Annotated in this window: 17 protein-coding genes and 2 tRNA genes; 8 read left to right on the top strand and 11 right to left on the bottom strand. The window is 52.6% G+C overall.

All coding sequences use genetic code 11. The annotated features are described in order from the left end of the window. Positions 1–12 precede the first annotated feature (12 nt). Entirely contained in the window at positions 13–1,344 is a 1,332-nt protein-coding gene (gene argA, locus ACLJQJ_RS11660; RefSeq protein ID WP_000588964.1) for an amino-acid N-acetyltransferase, read from the bottom strand. A gap of 232 nt (positions 1,345–1,576) precedes the next feature. Between argA and amiC the strand changes: the two genes are divergently transcribed. Next, complete coding sequence (gene amiC, locus ACLJQJ_RS11655; RefSeq protein ID WP_000011919.1) at positions 1,577–2,830, top strand: N-acetylmuramoyl-L-alanine amidase AmiC; 1,254 nt, start codon at positions 1,577–1,579, stop codon at positions 2,828–2,830. Between the two features lie 109 nt (positions 2,831–2,939). Here the strand turns inward: amiC and ACLJQJ_RS11650 are convergent. Continuing rightward, positions 2,940–3,016: transfer RNA gene (locus tag ACLJQJ_RS11650), tRNA-Met, on the bottom strand. Between the two features lie 29 nt (positions 3,017–3,045). After that, positions 3,046–3,122 (bottom strand) — tRNA-Met (locus tag ACLJQJ_RS11645). Positions 3,123–3,329: 207 nt separating this feature from the next. Between ACLJQJ_RS11645 and mltA the strand changes: the two genes are divergently transcribed. Beyond that, positions 3,330–4,427 carry a murein transglycosylase A gene (mltA, locus tag ACLJQJ_RS11640; protein WP_000678626.1) on the top strand — a complete coding sequence of 366 codons (1,098 nt, stop codon included), beginning with the start codon at positions 3,330–3,332 and terminating at the stop codon, positions 4,425–4,427. A 109-nt stretch (positions 4,428–4,536) separates the two neighbouring features. Beyond that, a complete protein-coding gene (tcdA, locus tag ACLJQJ_RS11635) occupies positions 4,537–5,343 on the top strand; it encodes a tRNA cyclic N6-threonylcarbamoyladenosine(37) synthase TcdA (protein WP_000117742.1) in 807 nt (268 codons plus the stop codon). A gap of 51 nt (positions 5,344–5,394) precedes the next feature. Here tcdA and rarD read toward each other — a convergent pair whose 3' ends face one another. From rarD to csdA, 3 genes are all read right to left on the bottom strand, one after another. Next, entirely contained in the window at positions 5,395–6,282 is an 888-nt protein-coding gene (rarD, locus tag ACLJQJ_RS11630) for an EamA family transporter RarD (RefSeq protein ID WP_077950933.1), read from the bottom strand. Between the two features lie 299 nt (positions 6,283–6,581). Then, positions 6,582–7,025: a cysteine desulfurase sulfur acceptor subunit CsdE gene (csdE, locus tag ACLJQJ_RS11625; RefSeq protein WP_063808803.1), complete on the bottom strand. Its 444-nt coding sequence runs from the start codon at positions 7,023–7,025 to the stop codon at positions 6,582–6,584. Next, complete coding sequence (csdA, locus tag ACLJQJ_RS11620; protein WP_050067876.1) at positions 7,025–8,230, bottom strand: cysteine desulfurase CsdA; 1,206 nt, start codon at positions 8,228–8,230, stop codon at positions 7,025–7,027. The genes csdE and csdA overlap by 1 nt, the downstream gene beginning before the upstream one ends. A gap of 192 nt (positions 8,231–8,422) precedes the next feature. Here csdA and ACLJQJ_RS11615 point away from each other — a divergent pair, with 192 nt between their 5' ends. The 4 genes from ACLJQJ_RS11615 to rlmM all read left to right on the top strand — a co-directional run bounded on the left by ACLJQJ_RS11615 (position 8,423) and on the right by rlmM (position 11,421). Further along, positions 8,423–8,650, top strand: coding sequence for a YgdI/YgdR family lipoprotein (locus ACLJQJ_RS11615; protein ID WP_000750393.1), 228 nt, complete (start codon positions 8,423–8,425; stop codon positions 8,648–8,650). A gap of 346 nt (positions 8,651–8,996) precedes the next feature. Further along, positions 8,997–9,914, top strand: coding sequence for a glycine cleavage system transcriptional regulator GcvA (gcvA, locus tag ACLJQJ_RS11610; protein WP_000044409.1), 918 nt, complete (start codon positions 8,997–8,999; stop codon positions 9,912–9,914). A gap of 18 nt (positions 9,915–9,932) precedes the next feature. After that, positions 9,933–10,328, top strand: coding sequence for a DUF423 domain-containing protein (locus ACLJQJ_RS11605; RefSeq protein WP_000203913.1), 396 nt, complete (start codon positions 9,933–9,935; stop codon positions 10,326–10,328). After that, positions 10,321–11,421 (top strand): 23S rRNA (cytidine(2498)-2'-O)-methyltransferase RlmM, encoded by a 1,101-nt coding sequence (gene rlmM, locus ACLJQJ_RS11600; RefSeq protein WP_001045494.1) that lies wholly within the window; start codon positions 10,321–10,323, stop codon positions 11,419–11,421. Before ACLJQJ_RS11605 ends, rlmM begins: the two co-directional genes overlap by 8 nt. Before the next feature lie 58 nt (positions 11,422–11,479). Here the strand turns inward: rlmM and fucR are convergent, their stop codons facing one another. The 5 genes from fucR to fucP form a co-directional block, all read right to left on the bottom strand. Beyond that, positions 11,480–12,190 (bottom strand): L-fucose operon activator, encoded by a 711-nt coding sequence (gene fucR / locus ACLJQJ_RS11595; protein WP_000642330.1) that lies wholly within the window; start codon positions 12,188–12,190, stop codon positions 11,480–11,482. Between the two features lie 57 nt (positions 12,191–12,247). Then, positions 12,248–12,670, bottom strand: coding sequence for an L-fucose mutarotase (gene fucU / locus ACLJQJ_RS11590; protein ID WP_000920848.1), 423 nt, complete (start codon positions 12,668–12,670; stop codon positions 12,248–12,250). A gap of 1 nt (position 12,671) precedes the next feature. Further along, entirely contained in the window at positions 12,672–14,090 is a 1,419-nt protein-coding gene (fucK, locus tag ACLJQJ_RS11585) for an L-fuculokinase (RefSeq protein WP_063808802.1), read from the bottom strand. Between the two features lie 100 nt (positions 14,091–14,190). Further along, entirely contained in the window at positions 14,191–15,966 is a 1,776-nt protein-coding gene (fucI, locus tag ACLJQJ_RS11580) for an L-fucose isomerase (protein WP_023204017.1), read from the bottom strand. 31 nt (positions 15,967–15,997) lie between these two features. Then, complete coding sequence (gene fucP, locus ACLJQJ_RS11575) at positions 15,998–17,314, bottom strand: L-fucose:H+ symporter permease (protein WP_000528622.1); 1,317 nt, start codon at positions 17,312–17,314, stop codon at positions 15,998–16,000. 555 nt (positions 17,315–17,869) lie between these two features. Between fucP and fucA the strand changes: the two genes are divergently transcribed. Next, positions 17,870–18,517, top strand: a complete 648-nt coding sequence (gene fucA / locus ACLJQJ_RS11570; protein ID WP_000440819.1) for an L-fuculose-phosphate aldolase — start codon at positions 17,870–17,872, stop codon at positions 18,515–18,517.

Genomic DNA, 18,517 nt, shown 5'->3' with positions numbered 1-18,517 from the left:
AGGCCCACCTTGTTATCCTAAATCCGCCATCAGCACCTTTGAACGTCGCTGATAGTTATACATTTTTTTCTTGCTCTCAGGCAGTAACTCAATATCGACAGGCGTAAAACCGCGCTCCTGGAACCAGTGAATACTGCGCGTCGTCAGCACAAACAATTTACGCAGCCCCATTTGCCGCGCCTGGGCGGCAACCCGCTCCAGAAGCACTTCTCCACGCGATGAGCTGCGGTAATCCGGATGTACCGCTACGCAGGCCATTTCGCCTATTTTCTCTTCCACAAAAGGATACAGCGCCGCGCAGGCGATAGTCATATTATCGCGCTGAATAATGGTAAATTTATCGATCTCCATCTCCAGTTGTTCACGGGAACGGCGTACCAGAATGCCCTGCTGTTCCAGTGGGCGGATAAGCTCCAGAATACCGCCAATATCGTTGATGGTGGCGCGGCGGATCTGCTCGGCGCTCTCCATGACGATCTGCGTACCGATACCATCACGCGAGAACAGTTCCTGTAATAGCGAGCCATCTTCCTGATAGCTGATCAGATGGCAACGACGAACGCCGCTACGACAGGCTTTTACCGCGCCGCGCAAAAAACGTACGGTTCCGGAGTTGTAATCGCCCTGCGCTTCCAACTCTTCTACCCGTGCCTGCGCTTCATTCGGGAAGAGTTCAGAAATGATGCCGCCCTCGCTATTGGTAACGCCCTGAGAAGAACAGAAACCGATCATTTTTTCCGCTTTCAGTTTAACGGCGAGTTGAGTGGCAATCTCTTCTGAGGTCAGATTAAAACTTTCGCCGGTCACTGAGACGGCGACCGGCCCCATCAGAACGATCGCGCCGTTATCCAACTGGCGGTTGATCGCATCTTCATCAATGCGCCGGATACGGCCGCTATGACAGTAGTCCACGCCATCATCAACGCCCAGCGGCTGCGCAATGGTGAAATTGCCGCTGACGACATTAATGTGCGCGCCCTGCAACGGCGTATTGTTCAGACTCATCGACAGACGGGCGGTAATATCAAGCTGGAGTAAACCGGCGGCCTGTTTCACCAGCTCCAGTGCTTTGGCGTCCGTCACCCGCGTGTTTTTGTGGTAAATCGGTTCATGATGATGCGCGGCCAGATTGGCGTCGATTTGCGGTCGCGCGCCATACACCACGACAAGGCGAATACCGAGGCTATGCAGTAGCCCGATATCGCTAACGATGCTGGAAAAATTGTCATGCTCAATGGCTTCGCCGCCGAGCATAATGACAAAGGTTTTTCCGCGATGGGTGTTGATATAGGGAACTGAATGGCGAAACCCTTCTACCAGTTCGGTTTTACGTTCCTTTATCATTGCGCGCCCCACTAGTGAATTATTATTCGAAATTAGTGTATTTTTATTCTGTTTTTGCCCTCTGTGCAAGCGTAAATTTTATGCGGTCCGATCGCTTTTCTTAGTAATGCCGTGAATATAAAAAGAATGTTTACCCTTTTATAGATGACAGATTATGCGTCATTCGCTAAAGTTTCCGGTCAATTTGGATGAACTTTGTATGATCTCTATTTAGTTTTTGCTCGGGAGAAGCATGTCGGGAGCCAATTCAGCAATCAGCCGTCGCCGTTTACTACAAGGCGCGGGCGCCATGTGGCTATTAAGCGTGAGCCAGGTCGGGCTGGCTGCCGTAAGCCAGGTCGTTGCGGTGCGTATCTGGCCTGCGTCCAGCTATACCCGCGTCACGGTAGAGTCGAATCGTCTGCTGAAATATAAACAATTTGCCTTAAGTAACCCGGACCGCGTGGTGGTAGATATTGAGGATGTGAATCTGAACTCGGTGCTTAAAGGCATTGGCGCGCAGATTCGCAGCGACGATCCGTATATCAAATCCGCAAGGGTAGGGCAGTTTGATCCTAAGACTGTGCGTATGGTCTTTGAGCTAAAACAAAACGTGAAGCCGCAGCTATTTGCGCTGGCGCCTGTGGCAGGCTTTAAAGAACGTCTGGTGATGGATCTTTATCCTGCCAATGCGCAGGATATGCAGGATCCGCTGCTGGCGCTGCTGGAAGACTACAATAAAGGCGATCTGGATAAGCAGGTGCCGCCTTCGCAAAGCGGGCCGCAGCCCGGTAAAGCGGGGCGCGATCGTCCCATTGTCATTATGCTTGATCCGGGACACGGCGGCGAAGACCCCGGCGCGATAGGCAAATACAAAACGCGTGAAAAAGACGTGGTGCTCCAGATAGCCCGCCGCCTGCGCGCGTTGATCGAAAAAGAAGGCAACATGAAGGTCTATATGACGCGCAATGAAGACATCTTCATTCCGTTAAAAGTCCGGGTGGCGAAAGCGCAGAAACAGCGCGCCGACCTGTTTGTCTCTATTCATGCGGATGCCTTCACCAGCCGGCAGCCTAGCGGTTCATCCGTATTCGCGCTATCGACCAAAGGCGCCACCAGTACCGCAGCGAAATATCTGGCGCAAACGCAGAACGCCTCGGACTTAATTGGCGGCGTGAGCAAAAGCGGTGACCGTTATGTCGACCATACGATGTTCGATATGGTGCAATCGCTGACCATTGCCGATAGTTTGAAATTCGGTAAAGCGGTGTTGAAGCAGCTTGGTAAAATTAATGACCTGCATAAAAACAAGGTCGAGCAGGCGGGGTTTGCGGTGTTAAAGGCGCCCGATATTCCATCTATTCTGGTCGAGACGGCGTTTATCAGTAACATTGAAGAAGAACGCAAGCTCAAGACCGCGACGTTCCAGCAACAGGTCGCAGAGTCGATTCTGGCGGGCATTAAAGCGTATTTTGCCGATGGGGCGACGCTGGCGAGAAGAAGTTAACCTGAGATGACGGCGAGTTTATTGCGCGGGTAAGAAGGATGCTGCCCGCACTGTCGTTGCGGACCAGACGACAGATACAAAAAAACACCCGTAAGGGTGTTCATTAAGTTGGTTGCGGGGGCCGGATTTGAACCGACGACCTTCGGGTTATGAGCCCGACGAGCTACCAGGCTGCTCCACCCCGCGTCCGTCTAAACTTGCATTCTCATTGTAATTGGTTGCGGGGGCCGGATTTGAACCGACGACCTTCGGGTTATGAGCCCGACGAGCTACCAGGCTGCTCCACCCCGCGTCCGTGGATGCGCACTATACTCCGCTGAGCTTTTGTTGCAACCCTTTTTTCATATAAATCGCTAATTTCTCATGAATTGCGCAAATACACCGCAGATAGCGCGATTTTTAAACGAATTTACATAATGAGATCGCGATCGCATTTCATTACTTCGGACGGTTTGTTATCTTCACCGGGCACTTTCGATTACGCAGAAGACGAGACACCATGAAAGGACGTTGGGCAAAATATGTGGCGACAGGCGTAATGCTGGCAATGCTGGCTGCCTGTTCATCAAAACCGACCGATCGCGGTCAGCAATATAAGGACGGGAAATTTACCCAGCCCTTCTCCCTGGTAAACCAGCCGGACGCGGTGGGCGCGCCGATTAATGCTGGTGACTTTGCCGAGCAGGTCAACCAGATCCGTTCCGCGTCGCCGCGTTTATACACCAATCAAAGCAACGTCTATAACGCTGTCCAGAACTGGTTACGTTCCGGAGGCGATACGCGCACTATGCGTCAGTTTGGTATCGATGCCTGGCAGATGGAAGGCACCGACAACTACGGTAACGTCCAGTTCACGGGCTACTATACGCCCGTCGTTCAGGCTCGCCATACGCGCCAGGGCGCGTTCCAGTATCCTATCTATAGTATGCCGCCAAAACGCGGACGCTTACCGTCCCGCGCTCAGATCTACGCAGGCGCGCTGAGCGATAAGTACATCCTGGCCTGGAGTAATTCGCTGATGGATAACTTTATTATGGATGTCCAGGGCAGCGGTTATATTGATTTCGGTGATGGTAGTCCGCTGAACTTCTTTAGTTATGCCGGTAAAAACGGCTGGCCTTATCGCAGTATTGGTAAAGTGCTTATCGATCGCGGTGAAGTAAAAAAAGAAGATATGTCGATGCAGGCTATACGCGAATGGGGAGAGAAGCACAGCGAAGCGGAAGTGCGTGAATTACTGGAGCAGAACCCGTCGTTCGTCTTCTTTAAGCCGCAATCTTTTGCGCCGGTCAAAGGCGCCAGCGCCGTACCGCTGATTGGGCGAGCATCCGTCGCCTCCGACCGCAGCATCATTCCGCCTGGCACGACCTTGTTGGCGGAAGTACCGTTGCTGGATAACAACGGTAAATTTAGCGGTCAGTATGAGCTACGTTTGATGGTCGCGCTGGATGTCGGCGGAGCGATTAAAGGCCAGCACTTTGATATTTACCAGGGGATCGGCCCGGATGCCGGGCATCGTGCCGGATGGTATAATCACTATGGTCGCGTCTGGGTGTTAAAAAGCGCGCCGGGCGCCGGTAACGTGTTTAGCGGCTGATTGTGGTATTCTGCGACAACCGGATTGCCCGATAACGCGATCGCTATCGGGCCTGAAAATAGTGAGCAGGGGTGAGGAATAACCTCACCTTTTTTTATTCTGAGGTCATATGTCAGTGGTGATAAGTGATGCCTGGCGCCAACGCTTTGGCGGCACCGCGCGTCTGTACGGTGAAAAAGCGCTGCAGCGGTTTGCTGAGGCGCATATCTGCGTCGTGGGAATCGGCGGGGTGGGATCATGGGCGGCAGAGGCGCTGGCGCGTACGGGCATCGGTGCGATTACGCTGATTGATATGGACGATGTCTGCGTGACCAATACGAACCGTCAGATCCATGCGTTGCGTGATAACGTCGGGTTGGCGAAAGCGGAAGTGATGGCCGAACGGATTCGGCAAATTAACCCGGAGTGCCGGGTAACGGTTATCGATGATTTCATCACGCCGGATAATGTGGCGGGTTATATGGACGCGGGTTTTACCTATGTCATTGACGCCATTGACAGCGTTCGTCCAAAAGCCGCTCTGATTGCGTACTGTCGCCGATATAAGGTTCCTTTAGTGACCACTGGCGGCGCGGGCGGGCAGATCGATCCGACGCAAATCCAGGTCGCTGATTTGGCGAAAACCATACAGGATCCGCTGGCGGCAAAACTGCGTGAGAGATTGAAACATAATTTTGGCGTAGTGAAGAACAGTAAAGGTAAGCTGGGCGTGGACTGCGTTTTTTCCACTGAAGCGCTGGTTTACCCACAGGCGGACGGTTCCGTATGCGCGATGAAAGCTACCGCAGAAGGGCCAAAACGGATGGATTGCGCCTCTGGCTTCGGCGCGGCGACGATGGTGACGGCAACGTTCGGTTTTGTCGCCGTTTCCCATGCGCTGAAGAAGATCATGGCTAAAGCGGCGCGACAAGAATAAAAGGACGGGGCGGAGTGTCACGCAGACGCGTATCCGGCCCTGCGCCCTTCGTTAGCGAAAGAAGCGCTGTACCCTGCCGAACACCGATTTCAGACGGGCGCGGAGATAATGGGAATATAAATTTTCAGATATGCATAAAAACAACCCGAACCATACCGCACAAAAGCAGAGCAGTTCCGCGTAATTAATGTGCTCGCCAAATATCATAATGGCAAGTAAGAACTGTAAAGACGGCTCTATATATTGCGCCAGTCCGGTGACAATCAACGAGGTGTGATTTAACGCGATGGCAAATAATACCAGTGGAATGATCGTCACTGGCGCCGTCATGACATACAAAAAGAAAGGAGTATTAGCGGATATAATTGGTCCGCTATCGCTAAAGAGAAAAATTAATAGTGAGACAGGCAATGCCCATAATGTTTCAATCGTTATCGATGTCATCACATCATAATGTATAAACTTTCGCGCCAGGCCATATAGCGCAAATGATAATCCCATGGTTAGCGCCAGCGCCGGGAAATGCCGTAGCATGATAATTTGAAAAGTCAGGCCACAGACACCAGAAAAAACGGCGATGGCCTGAAACAACGACAGTTTTTCTTTAAGAAAAATGCATCCCAGCGCAATAACAAATAGCGGGTTGATAAAATAGCCGAGGCTGGCATCAAGCACCAGATGATGGGTTAGCGCATAAATAAAAGATGACCATGAGACAATCATCAAAAGTCCGGCGATCATGCAGAAGAAAAAAGATTTTTTATCTTTCCAGGCATCATGAAATCGCGTTCGCTGCCGAAATAACAATCTTACTGCCAGTAATAATGGAATTGACCAGAACACCCGGTATATCAATATTTGTGCGAGATTTCCCCCTGATAAATATTGATAATATAAAGGTGTTAACCCCCATAATATAAATGCCAGTACCACAAACATGGTACCGCTACGCAGATATTTTTCCACTTATCCATATCCTGTTATAACTTCACCCGATGCGTATGAATTTTCCAGTTCTCCTGCTACGCTACATCGAGTGGCTTTATTTACTCTAAAATCTTCACGCCGTTTTAACATGGATTCTAACATTGTAATTTCATTGTGATAGCTGATAAAAATCAAAAGAATGTTTATCAGGGAAATCTGACGCCGAAACTAATAAAGTGACTGGATTATTTTATCTGCATCGCCTGACCGCTGCGGGCGGCGCTGTCAGGCGACAGAATATTTACGCTATTTCAACCCTTATGCGTTGCGGCAACAATCGCTTCGCTCAGCGCGTTCAGCCCCTGACTACGTGAGGCGCTAAGCTGGGCGCGTAAACCCAGCTCATCAAACAGCGCCAGCGGTGAACGAGCCTGTAATTCGGCGGCGTTTTTTCCTTCCACCGCGGTGAGCAATACCGCCAGCAGGCCACGGACAATCCGCCCCTCACTGTCGCCGAAAAAGTGCATCGTTCCGTTATCTGATCGGGTAAAGCCCAGCCAGACGCGGTTCTCGCAGCCGGCTATCTCCTTCGCCTGCGCTTTGCATTCATCCGGCAGAGCGGGGAGCTGTTTTCCTAACAGAATCAACTGACGATATTTATCCTCCCACTGGATCAGCGGGAGAAAGATAGCGCGTAACGTCTCTTCCGTTACCGTTGTGCCGAACGGGTGTCCGGTATAAAGAGGGTTTGTCATTAATCCACCAGCAGTTCCAGCGCGCGGTCAACGGCGTTAACCAACGCATCCACATCATGTTGGGTATTATACGGCGCAAAAGAGGCGCGCAGAGTCCCTGTGACGCCAAGTTCCGCCAGCAATGGCTGGGCGCAATGTTGCCCGGCCCGGAGCGCAATACCGTATTCCGCCAGCAGTGTCACCATATCGCCGTGGTGCACGCCGACAAAATCAAAGGCCAGCAGGCTGGAGTCCTGGCAGCGGAACGAACGAAAGCCCGGACGTTTCGCCAGTGCGTCTTCCGCCAGCGTCGCCAGCCCCCGGCTCCAGTTTTCGGCCTGTTCAATATCGATATCGGACAGCCATTCCAGCGCAGCGCTCAGGCCGATGACCCCGGCGACGTTCGGCGTCCCCGCTTCCAGCTTCCAGGGAGCGCTTTGAGTGGTGAAGCCTTCAAAGCTAACGTCACGGAGCATCTTGCCGCCGCCGAGCCAGGGCGACATCGCCTCAAGAAGCTCCGGCTTACCGTACAGCACGCCGATACCGGTCGGGCCATACAGTTTGTGAGCGGAAAAAGCATAAAAATCGATATCAAGCTGCTGAACATCCGCCGGGAAGTGTACCGCGCCTTGCGCGCCATCTACCATCACGACCATTCCCGCCGCGTGAGCGGCGCTGATAGCGCTTGCGAGATCCGGGCAGCCGCCCGTTACGTTCGACATTTGCCCCAGCGCCAGAATGCGGCTGCGCGACGTGATCAGTTCCGGCAGACGCTCAACATCAGGAAGACGCCGGTCATTAAGCGGCAGTTTTATGACCTGCGCGCCGGTTTGTTGCGCCACCATTAGCCAGGGCACAAGGTTGGCGTGATGCTCGGCGACGCTAACGATAATTTCATCGCCGGGGCGCAGACGAGGACGGGCGTAACACTGCGCCACCATGTTGATCGCTTCGGTGGTGCCGCGTGTCCAGACGATACTTTTTTCATCGGGCGCGTTTAACAGTCGCGCCGCTTTTGCTCTGGCCGCTTCATATTGCGCCGTCAGGCGCTGCGCCTGCGCAAACTGGCTACGATGAACGTTACCGGCGCTCAAACAATAAAACTGGTGCGTGGCGTCAATGACTGCCTGTGGCTTTAATGCCGTGGCGGCGCTATCGAGATAAACACCCGCATCGGCTAGCGCGGGAAACTGCGCGCGAAACTGCGTGGGATTAAAAGCGTTCATGATATTCCTCGGTTCAGTTTACCGATCGTGGCGTAAAAGCGCGGCTGATACAAGGTTTGTCCTAACCATCGGAATCGTCTGTATATCCTGGCGAATTATGTAAAGGAGGTTATGCTGAATAATGTTAGGCGAATGTTTAAGCCTGTTACGGAGTCCGCTTTAAATAGCACAAACAGCTTTAAGGAGAAGAAGATGAAAAAGACTGCCGCAATTATCTCTGCATGTATGCTGACTTTTGCCCTGAGCGCCTGTTCCGGTCCTAATTACGTTATGCACACCAATGATGGACGTAGCATTGTGACCGACGGTAAACCCCAGACCGATAACGATACCGGTATGATTTCGTATAAAGACGCTAATGGCAACAAACAGCAGATCAATCGTACTGACGTGAAAGAGATGGTGGCTCTGGAAAACTAACCGTTTGTTATACAAAAAAAAGCACCGCAATATGGCGGTGCTACATTAATCACTATGGACAGACAGGGTAAATGTACAGGAAGTGAAAAAGGGTAGTCTCGCTACCGTGGTCTGAATCGCAGACCAATTGCAAACACAACAACACAACATCACAACCGTAAGCCAAAAGCCCATCAGAACACGCATTCCGATAAAACTTTTCGTTCCGGCTCAGGAAGTGCCGCCACTATAGGTATTTGCTGGTAGAACCTCAACGGACAATTTATAATGTCTCAGATTAAAAAAACTAATAGGTTACATGTTGTTACCTATTTGTTAAATTCATTCGACATTAAGTCCAGAGGCCATGTCAAAACGATTACCTCCTTTAAATGCGTTACGCGTTTTTGATGCTGCCGCGCGCCATTTGAGCTTTACGCGAGCAGCGGAAGAACTTTTTGTGACGCAGGCCGCAGTAAGCCACCAAATTAAGTCACTTGAGGATTTTTTGGGGCTAAAACTGTTCCGCCGCCGCAATCGTTCGCTGCTGCTGACGGAAGAAGGCCAAAGCTATTTTCTCGACATTAAAGAGATATTTTCCCAGCTCACGGAAGCAACGCGTAAGCTCCAGGCGCGCAGTGCTAAAGGGGCGCTGACGGTGAGTTTACCACCCAGTTTTGCCATCCAGTGGCTGGTGCCCAGGCTCTCCAGCTTTAACTCAGCTTATCCGGGAATTGACGTTCGGATACAAGCCGTTGACCGTCAGGAAGATAAACTGGCAGACGATGTCGATGTCGCGATTTTTTATGGCCGGGGAAACTGGCCGGGCTTGCGCGTCGAAAAATTATACGCAGAATATTTACTGCCCGTCTGTTCTCCTTTATTACTCACAGGCGAAAAACCGTTAAAAACGCCGGAAGATCTGGCGAAACACACGCTATTGCACGACGCCTCCCGGCGTGACTGGCAGGCCTATACTCGTCAGTTAGGGCTCAACCATATTAACGTTCAGCAAGGGCCGATATTTAGCCACAGCGCGATGGTGCTACAGGCCGCTATTCACGGACAGGGGATCGCGCTGGCGAATAATGTTATGGCGCAGTCGGAAATTGAAGCCGGGCGACTGGTGTGTCCATTTAACGATGTTCTGGTGAGTAAGAATGCTTTTTATCTGGTTTGTCATGACAGCCAGGCAGAACTGGGTAAAATAGCCGCCTTCCGTCAGTGGATTTTGGCGAAGGCGGCGACGGAGCAAGAAAAATTCCGTTTTCGTTACGAACAATAATTAACTTAGGGTATGACCATGACCAGCCGTTTTATGCTGATTGTCGCCGCTATCAGCGGTTTTATTTACGTTGCTCTGGGCGCGTTCGGGGCGCATGTTTTGAGTAAAACCCTGGGCGTGGTTGAAATGGGCTGGATTCAGACCGGCCTGCAATATCAGGCGTTCCATACGCTGGCGATCTTTGGCCTGGCGGTGGCGATGCAGCGCCGTATCAGCATCTGGTTTTACTGGAGCAGCGTTTTTCTGGCGCTGGGCACGGTGCTGTTTAGCGGCAGTCTGTACTGCCTTGCGCTTTCGCATCTGCGCCTGTGGGCGTATATCACGCCTGTCGGCGGCGTCAGTTTCCTGGTGGGCTGGGCGCTATTGCTGATTGGCGCCATTCGTATGAAACGTAAGGGCGCGAGCCATGAATAAAGTTGTATTGCTCTGCCGTCCGGGGTTTGAAAAAGAGTGCGCTGCAGAAATTACCGATAAAGCGGGAAAACGGGAAATATTTGGTTTTGCACGCGTAAAAGAGAACGCAGGCTATGTCATTTATGAATGCTACCAGCCGGAAGATGGCGAAAAGCTGATTTCAGAACTGCCGTTCAGTTCGTTGATTTTCGCCCGCCAGTGGTTTGTGGTGGGGGAACTGCTGCAACATTTACCGCCGGAAGACAGAATTACGCCGATTGTCGGCATGTTGCAGGGCGTAGTGGAAAAGGGCGGCGAGCTGCGGGTTGAAGTCGCCGACACCAATGAAAGTAAAGAACTGATGAAGTTCTGCCGCAAATTTACGGTGCCGCTGCGCGCGGCTTTGCGTGATGCGGGCGTATTGACGAATTATGAAACGCCGAAGCGTCCGGTCGTTCATGTCTTTTTTATCGCGCCAGGATGTTGCTATACCGGTTATTCGTTCGCGCATAACAATTCACCGTTTTATATGGGCATCCCGCGTTTGAAGTTTCCGTCTGATGCGCCGAGCCGCTCAACGCTGAAACTGGAAGAGGCGCTCCACGTTTTCATCCCGGAAGATGAGTGGGATGAACGTCTGGCGAACGGCATGTATGCGGTGGATTTGGGCGCCTGTCCCGGCGGATGGACGTACCAGTTAGTGAAGCGCAATATGTGGGTTTACTCCGTAGATAACGGCCCGATGGCGCAAAGCCTGATGGACACCGGACAGGTGACCTGGTTGCGTGAGGATGGCTTCAGGTACCGTCCGAACCGGAATAATATTTCATGGATGGTCTGCGATATGGTGGAGAAGCCGGCCAAAGTCACCGCGTTAATGGCGCAGTGGCTGGTGAACGGCTGGTGTCGGGAGACGATTTTTAACCTTAAACTGCCGATGAAAAAACGCTATGAAGAGGTGTCGCATAACCTGGCGTATCTTCAGGCGCAGTTGGATGAGCATGGCGTTAATGCGCAGATCCAGGCGCGTCAGCTTTATCACGATCGCGAAGAAGTGACGGTACACGTGCGTCGGTTGTGGGCGGCTGTTGGCGGACGTCGCGACGAGCGATAAAAACGCGTTGCCGTCGTCCGGCGCGTCATCAGCGCCGGATGACGCACGCTTATCCGGTCTACGATTGCGGCGCATCTGAAACAATATGCGTCACGTCATCCAGATGGCCGATGCGCGCCTCTCCTGAACGATTAAATTTACTTTTATCAATCAATAATAAAGACTGCGAGGCGCGCCTGAGCAGGATAGATTTAAAATCGGCGTTGATCGCATTGGAGTCCCACAGATCGCCGCCGCCGTCGATCCCCTCACAGGAAAAGATGAACAGATCGATATCAAGCGATTTTAGCTGTGAGATAAGCGACGGATTAACATAACAGCCATATTTACGTTCAAGCTGGCCGCCGGAACTTATCAGCGCAATGCGTTCGCGTTTTCCCAGCTCCTGACAGATAGGATGGCTATTGGTAAAAACCTGAATGGGAATATCCGGCAACTGGCGGGCCAGATACCAGCAGGTTGAACTGGCATCCAGCGCAATCGTCATTCCTTCTTCTATCCACGCTAACGCTTCACGGGCAATATCGGCTTTGTGCGCATAATGGCTTTTCAGGCGGATATGGAATGGATCGCCGCTGTCCTGATTTTCACGATGAATATATTTAGCTCGTCCGTGATTACGCAGCACTTTTCCCTGCGTCTGTAGTTCACTGAGATCGCGGCGGATGGTCTCTTTACTGACGTTAAGCCGGGTGGCCAGCGCTTCGGTGGTCAGACTTTTATGATTGATCAGCAGATCGACTATCGCTTGTTGGCGTGCCGCTTTCATTTTTCTCACCCCATCATTCGATGAACGCCCGCGTCATGCGGGCGCACCGGCAAGAGATTACGGCGTTACCCCTTTTTTTAAAAGAATATTTCCGTACTTCGCGCACTCACCTGTGATAACGATCGCAAACGCTTTTTGCGCCCGCTCATAAAACGCATAGCGGTCGATACGAACGATATCCGGGCACGGCGCTTCTAATGACAAGGCATCGCGATAGCGCGCTTCAACGCTGGGGTCGAGCGTGTCGCCTTCCACGGCGGCCATCATCACCAGCGGCGGGGCGTAGCTATCCAGCTCAAAGAGCGGAATAATTGCCCGCAGTAGATCGCTGACGCTAAGACCATCGGCGCGAATCACCTGCGGGCCCAGGCTATGCGCGGGAAAGTGAGCGTCGGAAAAAATGATTTCGTCCCCGTGGCCCATCTCGGCCAGCACTTTGAGCAGTGTCGGGGAAATTAACGGTGAAATGGTTTTTAGCATTTCATACTCCCTTAATAATTTCAGGTTCGGTTTGCGGCCAGAAATAGCGATACTGATAATTGACCTGCGCGCGCGCCTGCTCCGGGCTACTAAATTCGCCTACGCCGTACCAGCCAAACATGGCAGCGCCGGCCACGGTGGTTTCCGCATCGTCCAGCACTTTGATAGGGAGAGCAAGCTGATTCGCTTTAATTTGATTCCACAAAGCGTTGCGACTGCCGCCGCCAACCAGTAACAGTTCTGTGGCGTTAAAATGACCGATTTTCTCCAGCGTGCGCAGATTACGCTGCAGTTGCGCCGTCAGGCCTTCCAGCGCGGCGCGATAGAAATGGCCGCGGGTGGTATTGAGCGTCACGCCCTGCCAGCCTGCATTTTGGCAGGCGAGTAGATCGCACTGCATCCGCACGCCTTCCGCGCCAGCGGGAATAGCGCGCGCTTCGTCGATCAGCGTTTGCCATGGCGTTTCCGGCGTCCACAGCAGTTTTCGTACCCATTCGAGTACGCCGGAGGCCAGCCACTGCATTCCGGGGTTATAAAGCCCCGACTGACTGTCCAGTTCACAGGTCGAGCCCGGATACTGACTGAGCAGCGAGGTATCCACCTGACCGCTGCGCACCATCAGAATCTCCCAGGTTCCGGAGGAGAGCACCGGTTCACCTTGCTGCGCGCCAGCGCCGAATAACGCGAACTGAGTATCGTGTCCGGCAGAGATCACCGGCACACCCGCCGGGAGACCGAGTAGCCTGGCCGCGTCTGTCTGTAGCGTGCCTATCGGGGCGCCCGCTTCCACGATACGCGGGAACAGGCGGCGCGCCAGGCCCGTCGCCTGCAGGATTTCCGGACTAAAGTCGCGCTGATGGATATCCAGTAGCTGGCTGGTGCCTGCCATAGTGATATCGGTCGTAAACTCGCCGGTCAGACGGTGGTTAATCAGCGACGAGATAAACAGCCAGCAGTGAGCTTGTTCCAGCAGGCGCGAATGATTCTCTTTAAGCCAGACCAGTTTATACAGCGTGTTAAAGCTGAACGCGCCGACGCCGGAGAGCGTCTGCAATTGCCGGGGCGAGATAAAGCGCTCAATCGTTTCCATCACGGCAGCGGTTCGCGGGCATTTCCAACTGATGACCGGGTAGAGCAGCTTACCCTGCGCATCGACCAGCGCGCCATCGACGCCGAACGTAGTCACCGTAATACCGCGAACAACACACTCCGACAGGGCGCTGGAGAGTGACCTGCAGCAGTCGGCGAAACGTTGCAGGATGGCGTCCAGCGACCACTGATGCCAGGCGCTATTTTCTGCGGCAATGTCGCTGGCGTTAGCGGTTGAGGCGCGGGCGACAATTTTCCCCTGGCGATCAACGGCGATCGCCCGAACGTTAGTCGCACCGCAGTCGAGAACCAGGATGACGTCTTGTTTCATAGATAACTCCATAAACGCCGCCCGATGGCGCTACGCTTATCCGGCCTACGGTTCACGCGCCCGTAGGCCCGGTAAGCCTGCGCCACCGGGCTAAGCCGCATTAACGTTTATACAGCGGGCCATAATTCTGGCAGGCGCGATAATCCTGGCCTTCGATATCCATACCGTGAGCCGCCCAGGCGGAAGGACGGTAGATCTTCGCCTCCTCCACGTTGTGCATACATACCGGGATACGCAGCATCGCGGCGAGAGTAATAAAGTCCGCCCCTACATGGCCGATGGTGAGTACGCCGTGGTTAGCGCCCCAGTTCGCCATCACCGAATAGACATCGGTAAACGGGCCTTTGCCGGTAAGACGCGGCGCAAACCAGGTGGTAGGCCAGGTAGAGTTGGTGCGGGCATCAAGCTGATCGTGCATCGCTTTCGGCAGTTCGACGCTCCAGCCCTCGGCGATTTGCAGTACTGGTCCCAGGCCTTTAATGATATTCACGCGGGTCATGGTGAATGGCACGCCGCCTTCGGTCAGGAAACGGGATGAGTAGCCGCCGCCGCGGAAGTATTCGTGAATCGCCGGGCACCATTCGGTGGCCGCCAGACACGCATCCGCCTCTTGTTGGCTGATTTCCCAGTGTGGTTTCATGGTCGGCTTGCCTTCGCTGTCGCGCTGTTTACAGGCACCGTCCAGAGCGGCAGAACCGGAATTAATCAGGTGAATAATGCCGTGTTCCGCCAGGCCGCTGAGTGCCTGGCCGGTGACGCGTTCTACGGCTTCCGGCGACCAGTAGGTTCGCACGTCGGCGAATATCTGCGCTGTACCAGTGAGTTGATGGCCGAACAGCATCGCTACGCCGTTCAGACTGTCATTTTCGGTGGCGACGACAAACGGTTCGCGTACGCCATTCCAGTCAAAAGAGCTATTGAGCAGCGCTTCGGCGGTATCGCCGTTCGGGTATTGATCGGTCCAGTGGCGCTGGCCCTGGAAGCCGGCGGCAATGGCGTTGTAGCCCAGCGATTCTTCAACTAACCCTTTGTCTGCCAGCGTCTTATTGCCCTGCATCATGTCGCGAATACACATCGCCATCAGCAGGCTCTCTTTTAACACCGCGCGGTTCTGGGCTTCATTGCGCTTATACTGCGAGGCGTTCTGATCTTCGCCGTAGCGGAAGTTTTTATCCGCCCACGCCAGCGCTATCTCCAGTTCGGCCTCATCATAAATTTTTTGATCGATACGGCGGCGCAGTTCGGTCATATCTACCGCTTGCACCTTCATGCCCAGCCAGGATTCAAAGAAGTTATGATCGACAATGGAACCCGCGATCCCCATCGACACGCCGCCCACGGAGAGGTAGCTTTTGCCTTTCATACTGGCTACCGCTAACCCTGCCCGCGCAAAACGCAGCAGTTTTTCTTCGACGTCGGCGGGAATGGAGGTATCGTCGGCATCCTGCACATCATGGCCATAAATGGAGAACGCCGGAATGCCTTTCTGGCTGTGCGCCGCCAGCGCCGCGGCAAGGTAAACTGCCCCAGGACGCTCTGTGCCGTTAAAGCCCCAGATGGCTTTCGGACGCATCGGGTCCATATCAATGGTTTCGCTGCCATAGCACCAGCACGGCGTAACGGTAATGGTCACGCCCACGTTCTGGCTACTGAATTTTTCTTCACAGGCGGCGGATTCCGCCATTCCGGCAATACAGGTATCCGCAATGACGCACTCCACCTGAGCCCCGCAGGCGTGGCGGATTTTCTCAGTGATGAGCGCCGCCGTCGCTTTCGCCATGTTCATGGTTTGCTCTTCGAGCGACTCGCGTACGCCCATACGACGTCCATCAATCACCGGGCGGATACCGATTTTCGGTAAGCTGATTTTTTTCATGACAGATTCCTCACGTTATTCGGATAAATGTTCAGTTTGTCGCCGCTTGTGAACGGAAACGGGCAAAAATGAAGATGACGGCAAAGCACAATGCCGGAACCAGTTCGGCGGTCGGGATTTTGCCTGCGGCGTCGCTAACGAAGCCCATTACTGGCGTGACAATACCGCCGCCAATGATGGTCATGACGATAAAAGACGAGCCGTACTTAGTGTCCTGTCCCAGATTTTTGATACCCAGCGAGAAGATGGTCGGGTACTGGATTGACATAAATGCGCTACACAACGTCAGCGCCAGCAGGCCGATATGTCCGCCGCTAAAGGCGGAAATCAGACACAGGAGCATGGCAAACAGGGCGTAGGCGGCCAGCACTTTATGCGGCGCGAAGCGGCTGATAAGCCAGGTCCCGGTGAAACGGCCGATAAAGAAGCACACCATCGTGCCGGTCAGGTAGTTGGCGGCGAAACCGGGCGTCATTCCAGGGATCTCCTCAATGGCGTAGCGGATCAGATAGCTCCAGCAGGCGGTTTGCGCCCCCACGTAGCAGAACTGCGCCAGCACCGCCCAGCGCCAGTGGCGGATACGGATGAGTCGGGAGAGAGAAGATAAGAAAGAGCTTTGTTTAGCATCGCTATGATCGTCACTTTGCAGGGCCGGAAATTTGGTCAGCATAATCAGCAGCGCAACTACTAATACGATGGCGACGATAATCATGTATGGCGTTTGTACCGATAACACCAGGCTGTGTTTATAGGCGCTAAGCTGATCCGGCGTCATTTTATCAAGCGCTTCTTGCGATTGATGCGGCACGTTAGACAAAATAAGGCTTTGCCCAAACACAACGGCGATAATAGCGCCAAAGGAGTTAAAAGTTTGCGCCAGATTAAGCCGGAAATGTCCGCCGCTTTCTGGACCTAATACCGTAACAAAAGGGTTGGCTGCAGTTTCAAGGCAGCCTAAACCGGCGGCGATGATAAACAGGCCAATTAAAAATAATGTGTAATTCATTATCTCAGCGGCAGGCCAGAATAATGCGGCGCCAACAGCATACAAAAAAAGCCCGGTGATAATCCCTGCTTTATAACTGAGTTTTTTCATCAAAATCCCAGCGGGGATTGGAATGACGAAATAACCGAAATAAAAGGCTGACTGAATAAGCCCAGCCTGAAAGTTAGTTAGCGTAAAAGCTTGTTGAAACTGCGGTAATAAAATGTCATTCAGATTATTGGCGACGGCCCACAGAAAAAATAGCGAGCAAAGTAAGGCGAATGGAATAATGTAGCGCTTGCTCTTGCTTTGCTCTGCATCCACAGCACGAAAACTCTGCGTTTGTATTGTTGTGTTTCCCATAGCATCCTCATCGGTTCAGAAGCTTTTGCGTGCGGTCGGTTCTGGTCACCAGACCGTAAAATTAGGTGAGTTCGCTTTTCTTTCCGGTAATAAATTGGCGTCCGGAATGAACTCATGGATTCATTTTCAAATAAAAAAGGCCTTTTAATATGATGGCGGTCACATTTATACCTGAGAGCAGAGCGTTCTGTGATTATCATCACTTTAATTTCCATAAAAAAATGACCGTTTGAGATGTTTAATTTAAAAAACCACAGACTGAATGCCCGAATTAAATTATTGCCACGAAAACGGGCAGTAGTAACTTATTCTTCATTTTTGCCCGTTTTAAAAAATATTATTAAGAGCGGGCATTTATCGGCGAGAGAAACGGTAGGCGTCTGGTTTATCGTGGCGAATTAATTGATGTGAATCACAAAATATCGTTATTTAAATTCCCTTCTCTTTATTCAGTATGATGATAGTTGCTAACTATTCGATTATTTCAACAGGACAGCAGCGCGATGCGAAAGGCGGTTTTGTTGTCTCATTTTGAATCACAGAGAGAGGTAAATAATGGAACGAAATAGACTGGCGCGGCAGATTATTGATACCTGTCTGGAAATGACGCGGTTAGGGTTAAATCAGGGGACGGCAGGTAACGTGAGCGTACGTTATCAGGGCGGATTGCTGATTACGCCGACGGGGATCCCCTACGAGAAGCTGACAGAGTCGCACATTGTTTTTATTGATGCTGACGGTCAGCATGAGCAGGGCAAGCTGCCTTCCAGCGAGTGGCGTTTTCATATGGCGGCATACCAGACGCGCCCTGACGCCAATGCCGTGGTACATAACCACGCTGTCCATTGTACGGCAGTCTCGATCCTGAATCGCCCGATTCCGGCGATTCACTACATGATTGCCGCCGCAGGAGGAAACTCTATTCCCTGCGCGCCCTACGCCACTTTTGGCACCCGCGAACTTTCTGACCATGTTGCCGTGGCGCTTAAAAATCGTAAAGCGACGCTGTTACAGCATCACGGGCTTATCGCTTGTGAAGAAAATTTAGACAAAGCGTTGTGGCTGGCGCATGAAGTGGAAGTGCTGGCGCAGCTCTATTTAAGTACGCTGGCCATTGTCGATCCGGTACCGGTACTGGATGACGAGGCGATCGCTATCGTACTGGAGAAATTTAAAACTTACGGGTTACGTATTGAAGAGTGA

Source organism: Salmonella sp. SAL04202 (assembly GCF_046550775.1).
Taxonomy (GTDB): Bacteria; Pseudomonadota; Gammaproteobacteria; order Enterobacterales; family Enterobacteriaceae; genus Salmonella; species Salmonella enterica.
Note: the sequence above shows the minus strand (reverse complement) of the source record. Positions and strands in the feature narration are given on the sequence as shown.

Excerpts from the sequence above, each read along its gene's own strand:
- argA (WP_000588964.1), bottom strand. The coding sequence starts at position 1,344 with ATGATAAAGGAACGTAAAACCGAACTGGTAGAAGGGTTTCGCCATTCA.
- amiC (WP_000011919.1), top strand. The coding sequence starts at position 1,577 with ATGTCGGGAGCCAATTCAGCAATCAGCCGTCGCCGTTTACTACAAGGC.
- mltA (WP_000678626.1), top strand. The coding sequence starts at position 3,330 with ATGAAAGGACGTTGGGCAAAATATGTGGCGACAGGCGTAATGCTGGCA.
- tcdA (WP_000117742.1), top strand. The coding sequence starts at position 4,537 with ATGTCAGTGGTGATAAGTGATGCCTGGCGCCAACGCTTTGGCGGCACC.
- rarD (WP_077950933.1), bottom strand. The coding sequence starts at position 6,282 with ATGTTTGTGGTACTGGCATTTATATTATGGGGGTTAACACCTTTATAT.
- csdE (WP_063808803.1), bottom strand. The coding sequence starts at position 7,025 with ATGACAAACCCTCTTTATACCGGACACCCGTTCGGCACAACGGTAACG.
- csdA (WP_050067876.1), bottom strand. The coding sequence starts at position 8,230 with ATGAACGCTTTTAATCCCACGCAGTTTCGCGCGCAGTTTCCCGCGCTA.
- ACLJQJ_RS11615 (WP_000750393.1), top strand. The coding sequence starts at position 8,423 with ATGAAAAAGACTGCCGCAATTATCTCTGCATGTATGCTGACTTTTGCC.
- gcvA (WP_000044409.1), top strand. The coding sequence starts at position 8,997 with ATGTCAAAACGATTACCTCCTTTAAATGCGTTACGCGTTTTTGATGCT.
- ACLJQJ_RS11605 (WP_000203913.1), top strand. The coding sequence starts at position 9,933 with ATGACCAGCCGTTTTATGCTGATTGTCGCCGCTATCAGCGGTTTTATT.
- rlmM (WP_001045494.1), top strand. The coding sequence starts at position 10,321 with ATGAATAAAGTTGTATTGCTCTGCCGTCCGGGGTTTGAAAAAGAGTGC.
- fucR (WP_000642330.1), bottom strand. The coding sequence starts at position 12,190 with ATGAAAGCGGCACGCCAACAAGCGATAGTCGATCTGCTGATCAATCAT.
- fucU (WP_000920848.1), bottom strand. The coding sequence starts at position 12,670 with ATGCTAAAAACCATTTCACCGTTAATTTCCCCGACACTGCTCAAAGTG.
- fucK (WP_063808802.1), bottom strand. The coding sequence starts at position 14,090 with ATGAAACAAGACGTCATCCTGGTTCTCGACTGCGGTGCGACTAACGTT.
- fucI (WP_023204017.1), bottom strand. The coding sequence starts at position 15,966 with ATGAAAAAAATCAGCTTACCGAAAATCGGTATCCGCCCGGTGATTGAT.
- fucP (WP_000528622.1), bottom strand. The coding sequence starts at position 17,314 with ATGGGAAACACAACAATACAAACGCAGAGTTTTCGTGCTGTGGATGCA.
- fucA (WP_000440819.1), top strand. The coding sequence starts at position 17,870 with ATGGAACGAAATAGACTGGCGCGGCAGATTATTGATACCTGTCTGGAA.